Raw genomic sequence first — 20,070 nt, forward strand, 5'->3', positions numbered from 1 at the left:
GGGCCCGTTCGTCTATCGGTTAGGACCTCAGATTTTCATTCTGGTAAGAGGGGTTCGATTCCCCTACGGGCTACTTATATCTTAAAAAGCCACTGTATACAATCAGTGGTTTTTTAAAGACAAAGTAGAAAAGCTATACTTAAAACAATCTAACCGGCCCGTTCGTCTATCGGTTAGGACCTCAGATTTTCATTCTGGTAAGAGGGGTTCGATTCCCCTACGGGCTACAAACTAAGAGTTGTACTTATAAAAACAAAAGCTAACACATTGCTTCGGTAATGGAAGATAGAGGGCCCGTTCGTCTATCGGTTAGGACCTCAGATTTTCATTCTGGTAAGAGGGGTTCGATTCCCCTACGGGCTACCAAAAAGGACTTTTTCGAAAGTCCTTTTTTCGTTTATAATCATTCCATCAATTTTACAAAAATAGCAGAAAGGGAGAGCTACAGTCAAAAAACGGGGAAATATCTGAACAATGTACATTCAATAAACTCAGAAACAATATTATCCTTAATCAAACAGTATCTTTTAACTGCGGAATAATACGGTTTTTACAACTCCTTATACTTCAGACCAAACATTCAAGCTCCAAATCAGGGATCAATCCTAAAAGTAGTAGGCTAGGCAAAAGTTGAGTATGGATTCAGTCGTCACTTCCTGGAATAAAACCTGAAAGAACATCAATTTTCCACCTTATCAATATTATATACATCAATTAAATAATATTAAAAAATTTCAACTGATAATCAGCTCAATATTGCATAAATATTAATAAAATAAAAATATTCACCAAAAATGGAAATATTATTTTTTACTTTTATCTTTAATCCTTAAATTTGAGTAAAACTATTCATTCAAATATATAATAACATGAAATTAAATTTACTTTTGGGAAATCAACGCTCATTTAAAGCGCTGTTTATTGCTTTGTTTCTGGTATCGACAAGCACTTTATCATTCGCTCAAAACAGAATCTATTCACATGCTCAAAGTTCGGGCGTATTTGGAGTAGCATGTTTAGGTTGCCGTGTAGACAATCCACTCAATGCAATCGGGAACAATGAGGATGATTACTCAACAATGGTATTGGGAACTGCATTGTTGGGAGGTATCCAGCAAACCTTAATCTTTCCGGATCTTAGATCAGATACGAGACTGGTAGTAGGTATCGGGACAGACAATATTCCTTTATCCGTACAATTATTAAGTGGAGTAACGCTTGAAACCATGAATGGCGGGGCTTCCAATGAAGACCGCAGAACAATTGACGTAAGTCTTCTTAAGCTGGGAGCAACTCCAAACAGGGGTACAGTGGAATTCAAACCTGAAAAACCATATGACGGAATAAGAATAGGCTTAACAGGCGGAGTACTGAGTCTTGGAGGAGGATTCAGAATTTATTACGCTTATCAGGATCCATTAGTCAACATCGCAGCTCACAGTCAGGCCGGCCAGATTACTATTGATGCTAATATTCCGCTGGAAGGTGCTGAAGTAGCTCTTACCAATCTTTCCGGAAAAGAAGTATACCGTACAAAGCTGGGATCAAAAACATTTGACACCAGACAGCAGGAAGGTATTTACTTCATGACTATTCAGACAAAAGAAGGAAAAACATACTCTAAAAAAATTATTGTTAAATAAATGATATTCCATAGCCGGCAGATTGAAAGTCTGCCGGCTTTTTTTATATAGTTATTTATAAAATCAAAAAACAAAACAGCTATTAAGTAAAAATCAACAAATACATATTATATAATACAAATATTTAAATATCACCAAAAATTGAAATAAAGTAACTAACATAATTATTTTATGTTTAATTTTACAAAAACTAAATTTTAAAATTTTACCCTATGAAAAACAATTTATTAGTGAGACAGCGTGCAATCAAAGCAGCTTTATCTGCCTCTTTCCTGTTCCTGATGAGTGCTATGTCTTCAGCACAGATTACCAAAATTTATGCAAATAACCAAATCAGCCAGGTGTACGGAATCTGTATCGGCTGTGGTGTATTGAATCCTCTGAATGCGATAGGAAGTAACGAAAATGACTATTCTACGCTACAGGTTTCAATAGGATTACTGGCAAGAACGGAACAGACACTGATTTTTCCTGCCAGCAATATCAATAATAACACGAATAAGCTTGTGATTGGAATCGGTTCAAACGGTACTCCACTGACTGCCCAGGTTCTGGGAGGGGTGTCAATTGAAACATTCAATGGGGATGTTTCCAATAATGACTATACCAACCTCAACAATAGCATTCTTAAGCTTAATGCGGGAGATCCAAGCAAAGGTGAGATTGAACTTACAATGAATATTCCATTTGACCGTATTAAAATCAATGCCAACGCAGGATTACTGAGCCTGGGTGGTGAGCTTAGGGTTTATTACGGATATCAGTACAAAGATCCTTTTATCAACTTTACAGCACATCATGAGGGCGGACAAATCACTCTTGATAAAAATATTCCCGCAGAAGGTTCGGAAGTTACTTTAACCAATACTTCAGGAAAAGAGGTATACCGTACCAAACTTAAATCAAATACATTTGAGACGAGACAGCCGGATGGTGTTTACATAATGAATCTTCATACGAAAGAAGGTAAAACCTACTCCAGAAAAATTATTATTAAATAAATGAGAGACCTGAACCGGCAGACTTTGAAGTCTGCCGATTTTATTTAGTACTTATCCCTAAAAGAACAACTGACCTCAAATTTCAAAATATGAAAACAAATCTACTACAAGCCCAATGTCTGATAAAGCAATCTCTTTCAATCTTAGTACTGCTCCTAATGAATATGTGGCCTTCCGCACAGAATAAAAAATATGCAGGCAGTGAGACCCATCAGATCTCAGGGGTCTGTTTAGGATGCAGTGTTGAAAATCCTCAGCATGCGGCCGGAAATAATGAGAATGATTATTCAACCCTAAAGATGGGCATCGGAGTTCTCGGCAAGATTGAACAAACTTTAATTTTCCCACAATCTGTTAGCAAAAAACTGATCATTGGTATCGGCTCAGACCATATTCCTTTATCTGTTTCTTTGCTGAATGGAGTGACTGTTGAAACGATGAACGGAGCTACTTCCAATAATGATTCCAGGATCATAGACGGCAATATTCTTAAAATCGGTACCCAAACTAACAAAGCAACGATTGAATTCAGTCCTGCAAAGGTTTATGACCGTATCAAAATAACCATGAATGGCGGATTGCTTAATTTGAGCGGCGGGCTCAGAATCTATTATGCCTATTATGAGGATCAGTGCACGATCCCTTTTATGCCTATCCATCATTATTCATTCAATGGAAATACATTGGATATGCCCGGCGGAAATATTAATCTGGTTCGTGAGGGTTCTCATGAAGAAACATATTCAGATGATACGATCTGCGGCCAGGGGCTTAGGTATTCTTCTCCGGATTCAACCTATGTATTCAAGGGAAATTATTTTTTAGATGTTCCATCGCCGAGGAACCCCAGAACAGTTTGTTTCTGGGCACGTATTGAGCAGGGAGGCTCTATGGACCTGACATTATATGGAGAGAAAATAAAAATCACTCCGGACAGTATTATCATTAGACCCGTTAACGAGAATCACAATTTTGATAAAAGATATTTCGGAAGGATGTTCAGGAAAAATCCTGCTACTGCAGGGCAATTCAATTTCTATGTTATTAATTTTAACAATGATCCTACTCCTCCTTACAAAACACAAAGCAGTTTTTATAAACCGAATAATGAAACTTTCCCTCCTTACTACCCTGTAGATCTTAAAGTTTCTGTTAATAGCCAACCGTTACCCGGACCATTTAATTTGTTCCCAGCCGGAAATTTTCAGAATGATTATCCTACAACCATCTACACCACTCATTGGGCACCCTATTACACACAGGGAGCAGATCTCACCAACAATAAATTTATCATTTCATTCAAAGCTTCGCAGATTGACGAATTCTTAATTTTTGACAGAAAGCTTTATCCTGAGGAGCTGTTAAATGCTTACTCACCGGCTCCTGTCAATAATTTTAAAGCCCAAAAAACGCTTACAAATATAAATGAAGTATTCACCGTTTTACCTAATCCCACAGCCGGACAGATTACTCTTGACGGAAATATATCTATGAATGGTTCTGAGATCTCTATCAGAAATGCATCAGGTATAGAGGTTTATCGCTCTCCTTTCAGGTATAAAACATTTGATCTACCGGCTTATTTACCGCATGGAATTTATATACTGACGCTAAAGACAAAAGATAAAAAAATTCATACCCGTAAAATTATCCTTACGAGATAGTATCTCTTACTATTCTATAAAAACCGCCTTTATTGAAAGAGTCCGTTTTATATATTCTGAAAAAGCCCCGGCCAATAAATTGGCCGGGGCTAAATGAAAGAAAATAAGTGGTGTTTGTAATTATTTTTTTATCAGTTTTTCCTGATATACAGCTTTATCTGTTACCGCTTTCAGGATATATACTCCTTTTGGAAGCATACTCATATTAACCTGTCCGTTATTCAGCGGTGCATTGACTGTTCTGCCTGAAGCATCATAAAGAGAAATATTCTGTATTTTTTCCTGTGTTTTGATATAAAGTATGTCAGTAACCGGGTTCGGATAAATACTGAATTCAAGTTTTTTAACCTCAGCAGTAGCTAAAGTAGATGCCGTACTGTTCACGGTAAGCATTTTTTCCAAAAGTTTACCATTTGAATTAAAACTTAGTACAATATCAGACGTTCCTGAGGCTAGTGGTGACAGAACCAGTTCATCATTCGTATTAATCGTAGCAGAAACTACTGCAGGATTGCTGTTTGATTTGATAGATTTTACGACTGATACTTCCATATTATCTGCATCTGAAACTATGGATTTTAAATCAATGGTTGTAGTCCCTCCGGCTGTAACCTGCGAAGGCAGAGTATTGCTTACAACAGGAACTGAATTGTTGGTAAACACTGCTATGGAAGGGAACCAATAATAATCATCCAGAACTTTGGTATTGATAAGGGTTCCGGCCATATTATAGGTATGGATCCAGTTTTTCTGAAAGTGAGCACCGTATCCGCTTTCCGTCGTATTCAAAACAAGTTCTCCGGTAACAGGGTTTACACGAAGTGCCGCACCGTAAGGAATTTGCTTAAATTGACCTGTCTGACCCGGAATAGCAGCAAAGTTTTCGTTAAATGTTTTAGCTGTAACGTCAAATCTTACAATCTGGGCTCCTGAAGCCCATGCGCTTATTGAATTGATCCAGTATAAAGCATTTTCTTTGTTACTTGCTGTAAATCTGCCTGCATTCCATGCTCCCCAATCTCCGATATATTTGGTCGTAGGAATATTATAATCCTGCGTTGCAAAAGTAGTGGGATTGATATTGACCAGCTTCTGTTCCTGAATTCCCCAAATACTTCCATCTTTAGCCTGAACAACAGAATAGAAACCTCCGGCAATAGTGCTCACCACAGTATCTGTATTAGGATTAATCACCAAAATTCCTGCATTTTGTTTTACAGCAAATACATATTGTGAGGTACGGATCATGTTTCCTATCTGCCCGTTGCCTCCTGTTCCGGCAATCAGAGTACCTACCTGCATATTGTCGATATTAAAGAGTACGATTCCGGTAGAAGTACCGATATATCCTTTATGTTCATTTACTCCTACAAATGATCTTCCGTCACCTCCTCCAATATTGTTGAATCCTGCAATTTTCTGCATGGTCTGTGCATTAGCTACAACCAATCTTCCACCGGGAGTATATTGGGTATCTCCCCCATCAGCAGCCTGTTTGGATACAAAATAGAATTTATCTCCGTAGATCGTTCCATATTGTGTAGTTGCTCCGAAAGCCTGGTTATTGTTTACATTGCTGTATACACGGTAGTTGATCTGCCCATTATTGTCGATGAAGTTTACAGAACCGTTGGTATGCCCGAACCACTCTTCATTCACCAGAAAATATCCGTTGGTAAAGTTAGTGGAAGAAACATATGGGGAAACCGGAGTAAGTGTTGATGAAACCGGAGTTTCATTGAATCCTACGTTAAAGTTCCATACATCCCATGAGCCATTTTCCAAAGCACGAGAAGAGGCTCCTACGTTAGAATATCCAAAATCTGCATCGGCAGGATTTTTCACCCAGTAAGACCAGTATCCGTTAACAGTCCATCCGGATTGCCAGTGATCATTCGCAGCATCCATAATCGTATAGCTGTCAAAATCATATGCTGTTGTATTCACAAAACCATTCACCGGATATAAAGGATAAATGGTATTACCGCTTTTGATCAGTGCATTGGTATTTTGCCCGTTCAGGTCAAACCCTATTCCTCCAACTGCTGATCCGAATTGTGTTCCCTGATAAAGCAGTGTAAATAATCTATGATCTGCTTTGGCAATAGCTTTCAGCATATCTTCTCCTGTAGCATTCCCATCCCATTTGAATCCCCAGACTAGAGCGTCAGGATTTTTACTGTCATTCCATTGTACTACAAAAGCAGCCTGATTTGATCCGGAACCTACCCAATACTGAATATCAGAAAAACTGATCGTAGTGGTATTAAGCTTGCTGATCCCGGAAATATCATTTCGGGGTACACCCTGAACTTTTATCTGTGCATTTGATAAACATGCAAACAGAAAAAGCATCATAAAAACGTAAAACTTTTTCATTTTCTATTGAATTAAATAAATTGTATTGTTGAATAATTATTTGAGATGTAAATCATACGCTCCCGCCACTTCTGTGGAAACCTCACCCAGCCAGCCGGCTTCCTGGTTTACCCCAGTGTATATTTTCATAAAATCGACACCCGGAAGTTTCACATACCTTCCACTGCTGTCCACAGCCCAGGAAATATCGATATTGGAAGCTTCATCATTATTCGGTGCATTATCTGCATATCCGAATTCATAGGATTTTCCTACCCAGTAGGATCCGTCACCATTCTGATCATAAAAATTGTTTGCCAGCCTGGTCCCTGAAAAGCCGTAAGAAGGATCTGCAAACCATAAAGGATAATAGCTTTGTGCGTGAAATGTATTTTTTGTTTTAAAGCCCTTATTCCCGAGGTTGTCGTTCCATTTTATATACTCCACATCGGCCTGCCAGAATTCACTTCCGGGTACCGGAGGTTTGTTTTCATCGGGCTTATAATAGGTAATGCTGTAATTTTTTACGGTTGTATTTTTGAAATATTCACTGCCTGCAATTTCGTACCATTCGTCATTATCGGGTTTACCGTTTTTGTTTCTGTCGTAGGCCACCATAATGATTCCCGGTTCACAGGATCCTGAACGCAGATCACTGGCATCATTTCCAAAGAATGCATTTCCAAGAATTTTAAAGTCTCTTCCATTCAGATTCGGAATAGTATGATCAAATCCGAAAACAACATATCCGCCATATCCTCCCAAACTGATCATGGTAGAATTTCCCCCTACCAAAGACTCGTTAGCTTTCTGAAGTATATTGGCAGCCGTATTTCCGGGAGTATATTCAGGGATCTCATTCATAAACTGTCCTACAGCAGGTCGAAATTCCAATACTTTGGCAATATATTTACTGTATGGTACTTTTTCTTTGGTAACGATTATTTTAGAATGGTAAACCTGTTCGTTTCCTTTATTATTGATTTTTAAAGTCAGAGGATAGGCGTTTGCCTTCGGGCTGATAAACTCAAGGGCTGAACTCTGGGAGATAACAGAATCATTGATACTCCATGTGACCGATCCCGAAGCATTGGTAGGAATAGTCAGAACTTTTAACCGCTCAATGGAATAAGAATCATCGAGACCGCTAAATGTAAACTCATCCTCATCATTATGTTTACAGGCTATCACTCCTACAAGGAAACATGATAAAAACCCGATTTTTAAATAAGTAAAGGTATTTCTTCTCATTTCTTAAATTTTGATTATTTGTATAAAAAAGCGAAGTGGGCAGGAATATTTCCTCCTTCTGTCTTCCATTTGAAATGTCCGTTTTTATCAAAGCAGTATACAAAGCCCATAGACACGTAATTTCTGGCATCTGTTATATAGATATCTTCTGTGATTGGGTTGACTGCAATTCCGTAAGGTGTTTTAATTAGATTCTCGTATTCCTGGTCAAAAATGTGGTTGGCGATAATCTCTTCGGTTTTTACATCTATGATCCCGAAGGTTTTTTTATAGCTGTGGGTATTGTAATTGAATTCATTTCCGTAGAAATAAAGTTTATCGTTCACAATGGTCATTTCACTTACTGCGATGTGAAAGTCTTTCTTCACCATACCTGTTGTGGCATCTACCAGATATAAACTGGAAGGAACCGTATAGTAATCACCTCTTGAGCTTACATACAAATCCCCGTAATTGTCTTTTTTAATGTGATGAAGATTAATGGCTACATCTATCTTCCGGATTTCCGTAAAACTGTTTAGATCTATTACAGAAACGGTATTATCATAATTGGGAGCTTTATAGCCCCCGGAATTGGCAACAAATAATTGATTTCCTACAATTTCCATATCTTCAGGCTGATATCCCACGACAACTTCACGTTGAATGGAAAGAGAGGTGGTATCTATTTCCACTACTTTTCCTTTTGGTGCTTTAGGATTGATCGCTACAGGTCCTGCATAGCTGCTGGCATAGGCTTTTCCATCTTTGAAGGCTAAATATCTGCAGTTCTGCAATGGAATGGAAGTAATCCGCTTAGCCGTTCTGGCATCCAATACTTCAATTTTATTGGAAACATTGACTACAATATACAGTTTACTGCCGTAGACTTTGATATCATTTCCCACATCCCCCAGCTCTTTCACTACATTGGGGTTGATTTCCGCATAGATATTCCGGTAATAGGTTCCTTTGGTATAATCGAAAAAATCGAGGGTGCATTTATTACTTCCCATATTCCCCTCATTCAGCATGTAGAATCCTTTTATCACTGTATTTTCCGAAGGAAGTCCTTCTACCACTTCCTGACGGACAATAATGTCATCGGTACGGCACGAAGTAAGAAAAGCCAATACAAGAAATAAAAAATAAAAGTTTAGTTTTCTCATAGGGTGAAGTTTAGAATAAGTTTAAAATTTCTTCCAGGCATCGGATAGTTGATCACTACATCATAGTATTGATTGAAGATATTATTCATCTCAAGGCTTACTTTAAACTGATGATTCGCCCAGCTGAATTTTTTCTGAACAGAAAGATCATGCGTATACCAGGGCTGTACATAATTGTACTGAATGTTATCCTGGTTCACATCATACCGCTTCCCCACATAGATGGCACTGTAATTGAAACTCCAGTCTTTATAGTCTGCCATAAGGCTGAATGCCCCGTTATGCCATGGTGTATAAGGAATCTGATTGCGATAGAATGTATCTTCCGGGTCACTCATATCTCTCGCACTTTGATATGTATAGGAAAGCAAGGGTCTCAATCTTACTTTTCCGAGCTGCATTTCAGTCTGCACATTCACATCTGTTCCTATAATTTCAACCAGTCCCAGATTCATCATCAGCCAACGGAACATACTTCCGTTTGGTGCCGCTACAATTTTATCCTGTACTTTATTGTAGTAACCATCTGCTTTAACATAAAAGAATTTAAAGAAACTGTTGCTGTTAAAATTCTTTCTATAAGTAAATCCTACATCATACTGATTAGTAAATTCCGGCTTCAGGTACGTATTTCCGATATTGGTATAATAGAGATCATTAAAGGTAGGCAGTCTGAAGATTTTCTTGTAAAAAGCCCTGAGGGTAAGCTCAGGAATGATCTCAGGCTGATAGCTCATAAATACAGCCGGCGTCCATTCTCTTCTGTCTCCCGGTCTTTTGTTCTTTTCTACTTCTTCGAAAGTGAATGTTCCCAAAAGGCTTCCCAGAATTTTAAACCTGTTCCACTGATATGTGGTTGCCAAAGCCACTAATGTAGTATAACGGGTAGGATAAGAGAAATTGTCCAGATTGGCATCCAGGTTATTGTACTGGAAATCTCCGTTCAGGCTGACGTCCCAATTCGGGGTGATAGAATAGATATTGGAAGAAGAAAGATATACTTCCCTTTGAATATAGACATTATCTGTATAAATGATAGATTGCGAACGAACGGTATCCATGAAATGGGTATAATCATAAGCAAATTTTGCTTTCAGCTGGGTTTCAAATTTAGGGAAGAGCTTTTTTCTCAGATGGGCCTGTACGAAATAATTTTCATCTGAAAGTCTTGCTCCCCTGCCCCCAAAGCGGCCATTAACAATAGGCGCAGGCATTCCCCGGTCTGAAATATATCCGTACCCCCTTACATTCCAGCTTCCGTTATTGAATATTCCGTTGACGGATGTTTCAAAACGTTTTGCTTTAATATCCGAATCCTGTCTTCTGGCAATGGTATCATAAGCCTGCTGCCCGTCCGGGTATTTTTTGGCGTAACGAAATCTGTAAATTCCGTCACTCTGCATAAATTCTCCGCTGAAGCTTGAGGAAACTCTGTCTGAAATTTTCTGTTCCAACCGGAATGAAGGGTTGAAAAGATCTATGGAAGCACTTTTTGCTCTTATGACCAGATTCATTTTCCTGTTTCCTTTAAACACAGGTGTTTTAGGCTGGAGATAGATGGATCCTGATGAACCGAAATCTTTTGCAGGTTGAAAGATTTCACTTTTCTGCCCGTTATACAGCGATATTTCTTCCAGGTCATCCAGTGAATATCTTCCCAGGTCAACAAGTCCATTTTGTGCATTTCCCAGTTGGATGCCATCGTAGAAAACGCCTACATGCTGGCTTCCCATACTGCGGATATTAATTGTTTTTAAACCTCCGATACCTCCATAGTCTTTGATCTGGACTCCTGAAAAATACCGCAGAGCATCTGCTACAGAGTGACTATTAAGCCTTTCAAGCTCTTCTCCCTGTATGATTTGTGCAGGAATAATTTCTTTGAAATTCTTTTTGTAAAGGCTGATAACCTTAATGGTCTCTGTTTCTAAGCTGTCTTTTTTCTTTGTTTGGGAAAACAAAAAGTGAGAGGTCAACACCAAAGCGGTGAAAACAATTTTATGAAATTGAGATGTAATCAGTTTTGCCACCATTAGCTCATTCAGGGTAATGATGACGCTAATGGATATAAGAACGCAACGACAAAGCACAGCTGCCACTGCACAGAATCATTGTTGTTCTAAGCTTTATTCCACGAAAGCGTCAAACGTTTAATTTTCTGGCAGGTCTTCTGACTTACTCCATTTTTGAAATCCTTCCCATTAAAAAACAGTGGATATATTCTTCAAAAACTTTGGTGCGGAGCTTACAGCAGCGGGTCTGTCCCGGATTTTCACCGGATTCCCTTTTAAGAGCTTTTTACGGCTCACCAAACTTCGGCAAAGATAGAAAATTATTGCTATATCTTGTTATCAACAAAATGATTTACAATATTATATATCCGGAGGCTTTAAAAATACTTTTAAATAAAGAAATAATTTTAGGTCAACAGAATAAAAATGACAGCTGGCACCACTTATTACATTCAATGTAAGCTCCTAATATTTTATCAAAATCAGAAAGAAGGCTATTCCAATAATGAAATAGCCTCTCTTTATTAACCAAGAATGTACAAATTCTTTTATTCTTTATTTGGGACAGAAAAACATTTCATAAAAAATATCTGTATCTATAAAATGTTTATTACATGATCCGTCATATTCCAATATTCAGGAATATACTGAACCTTGATTTTGCTTCAATATCACCACCGGCAAGATGGGTATACACCGGAAGCATCACTTCACTTCCCAGGCTGAACCTTTTATAGGAGGCTTCAAATCCCAGTTTTCCATATAATGCACTTCCGGCAGTATTGGGCAAACCCTCACCAAATTGTTTATTCTGTGCATACACTTCACCCTGAATTCCGGTTTTAGCAGAAAATATGGTTTTTTCATTTGCCGAGATCTGATAAAATCCGGTCGCTGCATAATTCCATTGGTTTCCGAAGCGGTAATGTTTTTTGTTTTCAGTTTTAATGGTATAATCTGTATTGATCAATACGGCTATTTTATTTTTTTGAAATTTATAGTTCAAAGCAGCCTGATAATCCCAGCTTCCGGTTCCCAGTTGAAAGCTCGGATTGACACCGGATATCCCTTTTTCATCAAATTTACCCAAGGGGACTTTCACTCCAAGACCTCCGCTCAATTGGTGAAAGTTATCACCCGACTTCATCAGCCTGTAAATTCCCATCAGATTAAGATCACCGATTCCATTGATTCTGATATCGCCCTGCATGGTCTTTTTTTCGTGAAAGTGAAATGGCAGACTGGCATATACACTTAACTTTTCTGTCACAGGAATTTTACCCCAGATCTGAAGTGTATTGAAATACTGATCCTGAGTGAGGTCTTTTATAAATAAATTCTCTTTGGCCTTATAATGCTGTGCAAAATATTTGATTCCTATAAATTGTGGATTCAGCAAAGATTCAAAACCGGATGATCCGTTTCCTGCAGCACAGCCACAGGCATCACAATCATCATAAAAACTGATCCCGTTATAGCCTTCAGGAGCAACATAAACACTGTCTCCGGTATTTGCCTGATTCAGATTGAATAAGACCAGGCCTATTATCAATATTATCTTCTTCATGTTTTCTCTCATTTATTCTGCAAATTTTGGATTGGATATAAAACTTTTATCGGACAGTGTTTTCAGGAAAGCTATGATCTGCTGTTTTTCCTGGCTATTCATCGCAATTCCCGTACGTCCGTTTGGTTTCAGCTGCGGATCAAGGTTCGGATTATCTTCCACATGGTCCGAATAGAAATTGAGGACTGCTTCCAGGGTATAAAATCTTCCGTCATGCATATAAGGCTTTGTATATTCTATATTCCTCAGGCTTGGAACCCGGAATTTCATCCAATCGGCCTGATCAAGGGTGACCCGGTAGCGGCCTGCATCTTTAAACTCAGTATTGTAATACATTCCCGTATTTCTGAAGCTTTCATCTGTAAACAGCTCTCCACTATGGCAGGATGCGCATTTCTGATTAAACAATGCCATACCCTGGGATTCTTCCGAGGTAAACTGCTCCCTTCCCTGTCTGTACCTGTCATATTTTGAATCTGCAGAAACCAGTGTGGCCATAAACTGTGAGAGTGCTTTTAAAATCCTTTCTCCTGTAATGGTTTCATCTCCATAAGCTTCCCTGAAAAGCTTTTTATATTTCTGATCATTTTTGAGCTTTGAGATGGCTTCAGGTATGGAGCTGTCCATTTCATTTTCGTCTGTAATAGGGCTGATTGCCTGTTCGTTCAGATTATGGATCACCCCGTCCCACATGTATTTTTTCAAAAAAGCCATATTCTGTATAGGGGGTGCATTCCTGATCCCGATCCTGTCATCCACACCATGGCTTACCGTATGGCCATGATGGGTAAAAGCATTTTCCTGAATATGACAGAACCCACATGAAATAGTATTGTTTCTGGAAAGCCTCCCTTCATAGAATAATTTTCTTCCTAACTCTACCCCGTTTTTGGTCACAGGATTTGAAGACTGGTCAAAAGACATTTCCGGAAAGTAAGAGGGAAACTGTAAACGGTAAGCTTCATCTTTCTCCAGCGGCTGTATGACCTCATCAGAACAGGAGATACAACCTAGAAGAAACACTAGCAGAACCAGTATCGTTTTAATTGAAAAATTAATCATTGTGAACGTGATCTACTTTAAACATTTTGGTAAGGTTATTGGTAACATCCACAAGGTGCTGGCTGGATCCCATCATCATATCATTAGCTGATGTGAGGGCAAGTGCTTTATCACCACTTAAAAACTGATTCAGGTCTGCTAAAATATGGATGGAAGGCCTGATGTTTCCGGTAACTCTTACAGTAACCGGCAGATTCAACGTAATCTCACGGTATAGATCCGGGGTGTTATTGGCTGTTGTATTTCCCATGTTTCCGGTGTGATTCATGAATTCTTTAGTAGCAGAATCAGCACCGTATTTTCCTTCAAGTTTTACAAACACATACCCTGCAGCCCATGACCATGACATTCCTTTCTGTTTGGCTTTGGTCCAGAATTCTGCTTGACCGTCCTGTCCCAGCAAATATGCTTTCTGACTGATTCCCAATCCGAATCTGATCTTCTTATAATTATTTTTCGGAATCCCGGCTAAATTCAGATACACCACGCCGGCTACCGCATCTGCCTGATCTACGATAAATGCTCCTTTATCCGGATTGTTTTCATTGTATTTAAATTCATTTCCGCCTTCATCGATCAGGGTGATATTACTTATGACATATTTTAAGGAAGAAAAATTATGCTTTTGCCCCTGTGATGAGGTTTGCACCGTCTGGTTTAAAACAATATTTCCCAGATTATTAAACCCGTTTTCAAATTTGATCTGAATATTTCCCGGCGTGGTATCCTGCGGGTTATCATCATCTCTGCTGCTATCACAGGATGATACAGTGAATAAAGTAAAGGCGATAAAGAATAGTGATAAAAATTTATAAATTTTCATTGTTGATTTTTTAAGTTGGATTAATTTTGAATTGCTGTAACAGCGTTGTTTTTAACCACAAAAGGCACCAAAATTTTAGCACTTAAGTTATTTAAGTGAAATGCTGTATGGATAAAGAGCACTTAAGTTTTTAAAAATCTTATTTTAATGTATACCAGTGCCCTGTCAAAGGTCATAATCTTAAAACTATTGATGTAATAAGAAAATGCACTGTGACTTTTGTGGTTGAATAATAATATGAATACCTTAAAAAACCGGTGGTTTGAAAATGTATTTCAGAAACAGAAAAGAATAAGCTGTTTCATCAATGAATATGAAATGGAAAAACGGAAAATTTTCCATAGCAGAGATTTCTGCAATTTCAGGAAGAATGTAGATATCCAGGATTTTCTGTCCTGAATTTTTTGTTTTTTGTAAAGGTGAAGATTCTGAATCGCCGGTCTTTGCCAGCTGTTTGCTGAGGTAACATTTTCCGTTGCAGTGAATCTCAGGTTTACTTTTATTTACACAGAGGGTGTTGACGATGTAATTATAATTTACGGCATACTCCGCCAGCGGTATCAGAGGTCTGAACACCATATAAAAGGTAAAGAGCATGCCGTAAAGAAGTTTCATCAGCTTATTTTTTGCTTAATGCGTCATCATATCTTTTGCTGACTTCTTTCCAGTTCAGCACATTCCATATGGCAGAAAGATAATCTGCTCTTTTATTCTGGTATTTCAGATAATAAGCATGTTCCCACACATCAATTCCGAGGATGGGAGTTCCCTTTTCATCTGCAATATCCATCAAAGGGTTATCCTGATTCGGTGTTGAAGAAACGAATAATTTCCCGGTTTTATCCACAGATAACCACGCCCATCCTGAACCGAAACGATCTGCTCCCGCTTTACTCATTTTTTCTTTGAAAGCATCCATACTTCCGAAAGTTTCATTAATCGCCTTTGCTAATTTTGCAGAGGGCTGTGTATTTTTTTCAGGCGTAAGAATAGTCCAGAACAATTCATGGTTGTAGTGACCACCTGCATTATTTCGCACTGCAGGGCTCAGCTTGGAAGTTTCACCAAGGATCTGGATCAGGGTTTGTTTTTCCTGTGGGGTTCCTGCAATGGCTTTATTCAAATTAGCGGCATACGCTGCTCCATGTTTTGAATAGTGAATTTCCATTGTCTGGGCATCGATGGAGCCTTCCAATGCATTATAAGCATATGGCAGAGGTGTCTGCTTAAACTGAGCCAGTGTGAACTGGGCCGCAAAAACTGCACTTACAGCAGCTATTTTCAAAATCTTCATAACGTTTTGTTTTATGGTTGAACAATGTTTTTTATTAGGCTGGAAGATGGAAGATCGAGGCTGGGAGTACTTCCTGCCTCCAGCTTCATTCTTCCAGCTTCTCTATTTCAATAATTTCTTAATATCCTCAATCAGAATTTCCCTGTCCGGATGATATTTCCCATTCAGGCGGGGAGTTTTACCTTCCGGATCATCATAATTCAACCCTGAATAATACAGAATCGGCATATTATCTTTATTGTATCTGCAGCGGATGTTTCCTTCCTGATCTACCAGAGCAATCATACCGCTGTGGTTCAGGCTTTCTGCGTCGTCTTCCTTATCTCCTACGTAGATATTAAACTGATCTGCAAGCTTTCCGATATATCCTCTGTCACCAGTTAAAAAATGCCAGTCAGGAGATTTTGCCCCTATCTTTTGAGCATGTTCTTTCAGGGCTTCAGGGGTATCATTTCCCGGATCTATGCTGATGGAGATAATTCCGAAATCAGGATCGTTGACCTGGTTTTGTATAGCCTTCATATTGGTATTCATCACAGGGCAGATGGTGGGACATTTACTGAAGAAAAATTCCACGAGATATACTTTTCCCAGCATATCTTTATTGGTAATTTTCTTATTATTCTGATCCGTAAGTTCAAAATCCGGAACCTTCATCACCGTATAAAGGTTCTTTTTGAAGTAACTCATTCCTATGCCTATTCCCAGAAAAAGCAAAGCAATCACCGCAATCGGCATAATTACTTTTCTCTTGTTATTCGTCTTATTATTTTTGGGCATATTTTTCAGGATTTTGTTTGAATTCTTCTTTACAGTAAGAGCTGCAAAAACCATACGTTTTATTTTTGTACACTGCAGTATCTTTCAGAAATTCTGCAGTTTTCATATGACAGACAGGATCTTCTTCATTGACAACCTGTATATTTCTGATATTTTCTTTTGAAGAGCTCATATTGCTCTTATGCTTTACCTGAGGGGTTTCTTTGGTACATGAAAGTAATGATATTGACAGCAGAGCCGTCAAGATAACCAGAGATTTCATATTGATGTTAAATTTTAATTAATATTGTTAAATAGAGATTACGGCGTCAAACTCCAACGGAGATTAATCCATAATATGATAGTTTAATTTAAATATTCCGAACATTTTCAGAAGCCGGTATGAAATTCATATATCAAAGCAACCATTGTATTTTGAAAAGCAATTATTTTACTTATACACGTAAGCTATTCCAATGACGCTCCGACAAGGTCTGAAATGTATTCAAAATAAAAACTAAAAATATAGTTTAAAATTGAAGTTAAACTAAAGGAGGGTGAAATACCCTGGAAAAGTATTCTGAAGAATGAGAATTGATATGATCTGAGCCAGGATTGTTTACAGATTTTTCTATATTCAGTTGATGTGAAAAGGAAAGTATGTCATAAGAAATGAAGACATCTAATCCGGCAATTTTTATGGTCTGAGAACTGTTGGATTGTTTTTCCGTTTTGGCCAGTTCTTTTTTCACATAGCATTTTCCTTTACACGTTGATTGGGGTATATCTCTCTTTTCACAAAGATTTTTAACGATATAATCATAGTTCACCGCATAATTTACCAGTGGCAATACAGGGCGTACTGCAACAGTAAAAATAATGAATATGGAAATGATTAGCTTCAACAATTTTGTTCTCTGCTACAAATATACTACTTCAAAATTGTTTTATGGTTCATTTATGATGAATGTCATTGATCGTTTCCAGGCTTTCACGATAGGCTTTGATCCAATACATGAATACACTCAACTGTTACCTATAAAATTAACAAAACTGTATCTGTTATCATTGAGGTATTATTCCGAACTTTGACTTTATACTTAAGGTCACATGTCATGACTGAAAATTCCCAATAAAAATTTAGTTCTTTATATAAAATTTAATCTTGTTCATAAAGCTTTGCCGATTCTGGTGGAGCTTTTTTTATACAATAGAATTGAATGTATAGTTATTCTATCGCTCGCTGATTTTGCTGATTACGCAGATTTTTATGAAGGATCTGTGTATCAATCGGATCTGTGTGAGAAAAATAATCGCACCGAATACAAAAATTAATTATTTAGTTAATAAGCTGAAAATCCAGACCTTTGCTTTAAAACATCCATAATTTGAGATAAATTCTTATGTCTTGTGTATTCCAGCAAAACAAAAGCTTCACTGGAATCAGCGAAGCCCTTATTGAATATAATTTAGTTTGTGTTTATGATTTCTTTTAAAATTTCATCCTCTGAATTCTCACTGCATTTAAAATTGCGAGGAGAGCGACTCCTACATCGGCAAATACTGCTTCCCACATCGTTGCCAAACCTCCTGCTCCGAGAATGAGCACAACAGCTTTTACGGCAAAAGCTAAGATGATATTCTGCCAAACGATTTTTTTCGTCTGTTTACCGATATTAATTGCCATCGGGATCTTACTGGGTTTATCATCCTGAATCACCACGTCTGCCGTTTCAATGGTAGCATCACTTCCCAGACCTCCCATTGCAATTCCTACGTCACTCAAGGCAACTACAGGGGCATCATTCACTCCGTCACCAACGAAGGCCACGGTTTGGTTTCCGGCTTTAATTTCTTTGACCTTATTCACTTTGTCCTCAGGTAACAGATCTCCGAATGCATTGTCTATACCCAGCTGATCAGCAACATATTTCACAACAGTACTTTTATCTCCGCTCAGCATGGTGGCTTTTACCTTCATTTTATGCAGATTGTCTACTGTGGCTTTGGCATCTTCTTTTATGCTGTCTGCAATGGTGATATACCCTGCAAATTTTTGATCATAAGCTACAGCAATAAGGGTGTAGACAATATTGGAATGGTTGAGGTCATAACGGATATTAAATTTATCCATCAGCTTAAAGTTCCCCACCAGAAGTTCTTTACCGTTCACTGTTGCTTTCAGCCCGTGTCCTGCAATTTCTTCTACGTTTTCCAATGAAACAGCGTAATTGATATCGCCTACGTAATTGTGAATCGCTGTAGCTACCGGGTGGGTACTTTTGCTTTCAAGAACGTTTACCAGCTGAAGGATCTCATCTTTATTAAATTCAGGACTGATGCTTACTTCCTGAACTTTGAAGACTCCTTCCGTCATGGTTCCGGTTTTATCCATTACCACATTCTGGATTTCTGCAATACTGTCCAGGAAATTACTCCCCTTAAACAGGATTCCATTACGGCTTGCCGCGCCTATTCCACCGAAATATCCTAACGGAATAGAGATGACCAGGGCACAAGGGCAAGAGATCACAAGGAAGATCAATGCTCTGTACAGCCAATCCCTGAACTGATAATCGCTGACAAAGAAATAAGGAAGTAAACAGATTGCTATTGCCAGGGCTACAACAATTGGTGTATACACTTTGGCAAATTTTCTGATGAACAGTTCCGTAGGGGCTTTCTGTGCTGTAGCATTCTGTACCAGTTCCAGTATTTTGCTCAGTTTGCTGTCTTCATAGGCAGTGGTCACCTTTACAAGAGCAATACTGTTCATATTGATCATTCCTGCCAGTACTGCTTCACCTTTATTTTTAGTATCGGGTTTACTTTCCCCTGTCAGCGCTGCCGTATTGAACGACGCTGAATCTGAAATCAGTTCACCATCCAGCGCCAGTTTTTCACCAGGCTTCAGCTGAATAACGTCTCCTACTTTCGCTTCTTTTGCTTTAATTGCTTTTGGCTGATTATTTTCCATGATGGTCACCTCATCAGGACGCTGGTCCAGTAAAGCTTTTATGTTTCCTTTTGCCCTGGTGACTGCCATAGACTGAAATACTTCACCTACAGCATAAAACAGCATTACAGCTACTCCTTCAGGATATTCTCCAATGGCAAACGCACCAATGGTTGCAATGCTCATCAGGAAGAATTCAGAAAACACATCTCCTTTGGTGATACTTTTAAAGGCATCCTTCAACACAGGAAATCCGACAGGGATGTAGGCTGCCAGGAACCATACCAACCGTACCCAGCCAGTAAACCATGCCGGTTTTATATAGTTATCAAAAGCGATTCCTAATAGGAGGATGGCAAAGGATATAATCGCCGGGAGAAACATCTGGAAGATGGTCTGATCGCCGGTATCATGGGAGTGATCATGCCCGTCATGGTCATGTCCGTCTCCTTCTGAATGATTGTGTGTGTGTTCTTTTGTATCTGGTTTTTCCGGGGTTGTACTACAGCATTTTTCCATAACTGATATTTTT

16 protein-coding genes, 3 tRNA genes and 1 riboswitch are annotated in these 20,070 nt (G+C 38.5%); of the genes, 6 read left to right on the forward strand and 13 right to left on the reverse strand.

What is annotated here, in order from left to right; genetic code table 11:
- Position 1: 1 nt before the first annotated feature.
- From ACTJJF_RS11640 to ACTJJF_RS11665, 6 genes are all read left to right on the forward strand, one after another.
- A tRNA-Glu gene (locus ACTJJF_RS11640) sits at positions 2-73 on the forward strand.
- Between the two features lie 82 nt (positions 74-155).
- A tRNA-Glu gene (locus tag ACTJJF_RS11645) sits at positions 156-227 on the forward strand.
- A gap of 64 nt (positions 228-291) precedes the next feature.
- Positions 292-366 (forward strand) — tRNA-Glu (locus tag ACTJJF_RS11650).
- A gap of 503 nt (positions 367-869) precedes the next feature.
- On the forward strand, positions 870-1,643 hold the full coding sequence (locus ACTJJF_RS11655; protein WP_440699758.1) for a T9SS type A sorting domain-containing protein: 774 nt from the start codon (positions 870-872) through the stop codon (positions 1,641-1,643).
- A 212-nt stretch (positions 1,644-1,855) separates the two neighbouring features.
- Positions 1,856-2,644 carry a T9SS type A sorting domain-containing protein gene (locus ACTJJF_RS11660; RefSeq protein WP_312300192.1) on the forward strand — a complete coding sequence of 263 codons (789 nt, stop codon included), beginning with the start codon at positions 1,856-1,858 and terminating at the stop codon, positions 2,642-2,644.
- An 89-nt stretch (positions 2,645-2,733) separates the two neighbouring features.
- On the forward strand, positions 2,734-4,308 hold the full coding sequence (locus tag ACTJJF_RS11665) for a T9SS type A sorting domain-containing protein (RefSeq protein ID WP_440699759.1): 1,575 nt from the start codon (positions 2,734-2,736) through the stop codon (positions 4,306-4,308).
- Positions 4,309-4,428: 120 nt separating this feature from the next.
- Here ACTJJF_RS11665 and ACTJJF_RS11670 read toward each other — a convergent pair whose 3' ends face one another.
- The 13 genes from ACTJJF_RS11670 to ACTJJF_RS11730 all read right to left on the reverse strand — a co-directional run bounded on the left by ACTJJF_RS11670 (position 4,429) and on the right by ACTJJF_RS11730 (position 20,057).
- Entirely contained in the window at positions 4,429-6,687 is a 2,259-nt protein-coding gene (locus ACTJJF_RS11670; protein ID WP_440699760.1) for a DUF5074 domain-containing protein, read from the reverse strand.
- 36 nt (positions 6,688-6,723) lie between these two features.
- The gene (locus tag ACTJJF_RS11675) at positions 6,724-7,917 is read right to left on the reverse strand and encodes a cell surface protein (protein WP_440699761.1); all 1,194 of its coding nucleotides are present in this window, start codon (positions 7,915-7,917) and stop codon (positions 6,724-6,726) included.
- A 14-nt stretch (positions 7,918-7,931) separates the two neighbouring features.
- Entirely contained in the window at positions 7,932-9,065 is a 1,134-nt protein-coding gene (locus ACTJJF_RS11680) for a YncE family protein (RefSeq protein ID WP_440699762.1), read from the reverse strand.
- Positions 9,062-11,098: a TonB-dependent receptor plug domain-containing protein gene (locus tag ACTJJF_RS11685; protein ID WP_440699763.1), complete on the reverse strand. Its 2,037-nt coding sequence runs from the start codon at positions 11,096-11,098 to the stop codon at positions 9,062-9,064. The genes ACTJJF_RS11680 and ACTJJF_RS11685 overlap by 4 nt, the downstream gene beginning before the upstream one ends.
- Before the next feature lie 110 nt (positions 11,099-11,208).
- Positions 11,209-11,393: riboswitch (cobalamin riboswitch) on the reverse strand.
- A gap of 306 nt (positions 11,394-11,699) precedes the next feature.
- Positions 11,700-12,644: a transporter gene (locus tag ACTJJF_RS11690; RefSeq protein ID WP_440699764.1), complete on the reverse strand. Its 945-nt coding sequence runs from the start codon at positions 12,642-12,644 to the stop codon at positions 11,700-11,702.
- A gap of 12 nt (positions 12,645-12,656) precedes the next feature.
- Positions 12,657-13,706 (reverse strand): cytochrome-c peroxidase, encoded by a 1,050-nt coding sequence (locus tag ACTJJF_RS11695; protein WP_312300206.1) that lies wholly within the window; start codon positions 13,704-13,706, stop codon positions 12,657-12,659.
- Positions 13,699-14,529, reverse strand: a complete 831-nt coding sequence (locus ACTJJF_RS11700) for an MbnP family protein (RefSeq protein WP_440699765.1) — start codon at positions 14,527-14,529, stop codon at positions 13,699-13,701. The genes ACTJJF_RS11695 and ACTJJF_RS11700 overlap by 8 nt, the downstream gene beginning before the upstream one ends.
- A gap of 246 nt (positions 14,530-14,775) precedes the next feature.
- A complete protein-coding gene (locus ACTJJF_RS11705; RefSeq protein WP_440699766.1) occupies positions 14,776-15,144 on the reverse strand; it encodes a hypothetical protein in 369 nt (122 codons plus the stop codon).
- A 4-nt stretch (positions 15,145-15,148) separates the two neighbouring features.
- The gene (locus tag ACTJJF_RS11710) at positions 15,149-15,823 is read right to left on the reverse strand and encodes a superoxide dismutase (protein ID WP_312300212.1); all 675 of its coding nucleotides are present in this window, start codon (positions 15,821-15,823) and stop codon (positions 15,149-15,151) included.
- A gap of 102 nt (positions 15,824-15,925) precedes the next feature.
- Complete coding sequence (locus ACTJJF_RS11715; protein WP_440699767.1) at positions 15,926-16,603, reverse strand: SCO family protein; 678 nt, start codon at positions 16,601-16,603, stop codon at positions 15,926-15,928.
- On the reverse strand, positions 16,590-16,865 hold the full coding sequence (locus tag ACTJJF_RS11720; RefSeq protein ID WP_440699768.1) for a YHS domain-containing protein: 276 nt from the start codon (positions 16,863-16,865) through the stop codon (positions 16,590-16,592). Before ACTJJF_RS11720 ends, ACTJJF_RS11715 begins: the two co-directional genes overlap by 14 nt.
- Positions 16,866-17,124: 259 nt before the next feature.
- Positions 17,125-17,487, reverse strand: coding sequence for a hypothetical protein (locus ACTJJF_RS11725; RefSeq protein ID WP_440699769.1), 363 nt, complete (start codon positions 17,485-17,487; stop codon positions 17,125-17,127).
- Between the two features lie 587 nt (positions 17,488-18,074).
- Positions 18,075-20,057 (reverse strand): heavy metal translocating P-type ATPase, encoded by a 1,983-nt coding sequence (locus ACTJJF_RS11730; protein ID WP_440699770.1) that lies wholly within the window; start codon positions 20,055-20,057, stop codon positions 18,075-18,077.
- Positions 20,058-20,070 lie beyond the last annotated feature (13 nt).

Origin of the sequence: Chryseobacterium sp. 22458 (genome assembly GCF_052044975.1) — a bacterium.
Lineage (GTDB): Bacteria > Bacteroidota > Bacteroidia > Flavobacteriales > Weeksellaceae > Chryseobacterium.

Coding starts and splice junctions, on each gene's coding strand:
- ACTJJF_RS11655 (WP_440699758.1), top strand. CDS start 870: ATGAAATTAAATTTACTTTTGGGAAATCAACGCTCATTTAAAGCGCTG.
- ACTJJF_RS11660 (WP_312300192.1), top strand. CDS start 1,856: ATGAAAAACAATTTATTAGTGAGACAGCGTGCAATCAAAGCAGCTTTA.
- ACTJJF_RS11665 (WP_440699759.1), top strand. CDS start 2,734: ATGAAAACAAATCTACTACAAGCCCAATGTCTGATAAAGCAATCTCTT.
- ACTJJF_RS11670 (WP_440699760.1), bottom strand. CDS start 6,687: ATGAAAAAGTTTTACGTTTTTATGATGCTTTTTCTGTTTGCATGTTTA.
- ACTJJF_RS11675 (WP_440699761.1), bottom strand. CDS start 7,917: ATGAGAAGAAATACCTTTACTTATTTAAAAATCGGGTTTTTATCATGT.
- ACTJJF_RS11680 (WP_440699762.1), bottom strand. CDS start 9,065: ATGAGAAAACTAAACTTTTATTTTTTATTTCTTGTATTGGCTTTTCTT.
- ACTJJF_RS11685 (WP_440699763.1), bottom strand. CDS start 11,098: ATGGTGGCAAAACTGATTACATCTCAATTTCATAAAATTGTTTTCACC.
- ACTJJF_RS11690 (WP_440699764.1), bottom strand. CDS start 12,644: ATGAAGAAGATAATATTGATAATAGGCCTGGTCTTATTCAATCTGAAT.
- ACTJJF_RS11695 (WP_312300206.1), bottom strand. CDS start 13,706: ATGATTAATTTTTCAATTAAAACGATACTGGTTCTGCTAGTGTTTCTT.
- ACTJJF_RS11700 (WP_440699765.1), bottom strand. CDS start 14,529: ATGAAAATTTATAAATTTTTATCACTATTCTTTATCGCCTTTACTTTA.
- ACTJJF_RS11705 (WP_440699766.1), bottom strand. CDS start 15,144: ATGAAACTTCTTTACGGCATGCTCTTTACCTTTTATATGGTGTTCAGA.
- ACTJJF_RS11710 (WP_312300212.1), bottom strand. CDS start 15,823: ATGAAGATTTTGAAAATAGCTGCTGTAAGTGCAGTTTTTGCGGCCCAG.
- ACTJJF_RS11715 (WP_440699767.1), bottom strand. CDS start 16,603: ATGCCCAAAAATAATAAGACGAATAACAAGAGAAAAGTAATTATGCCG.
- ACTJJF_RS11720 (WP_440699768.1), bottom strand. CDS start 16,865: ATGAAATCTCTGGTTATCTTGACGGCTCTGCTGTCAATATCATTACTT.
- ACTJJF_RS11730 (WP_440699770.1), bottom strand. CDS start 20,057: ATGGAAAAATGCTGTAGTACAACCCCGGAAAAACCAGATACAAAAGAA.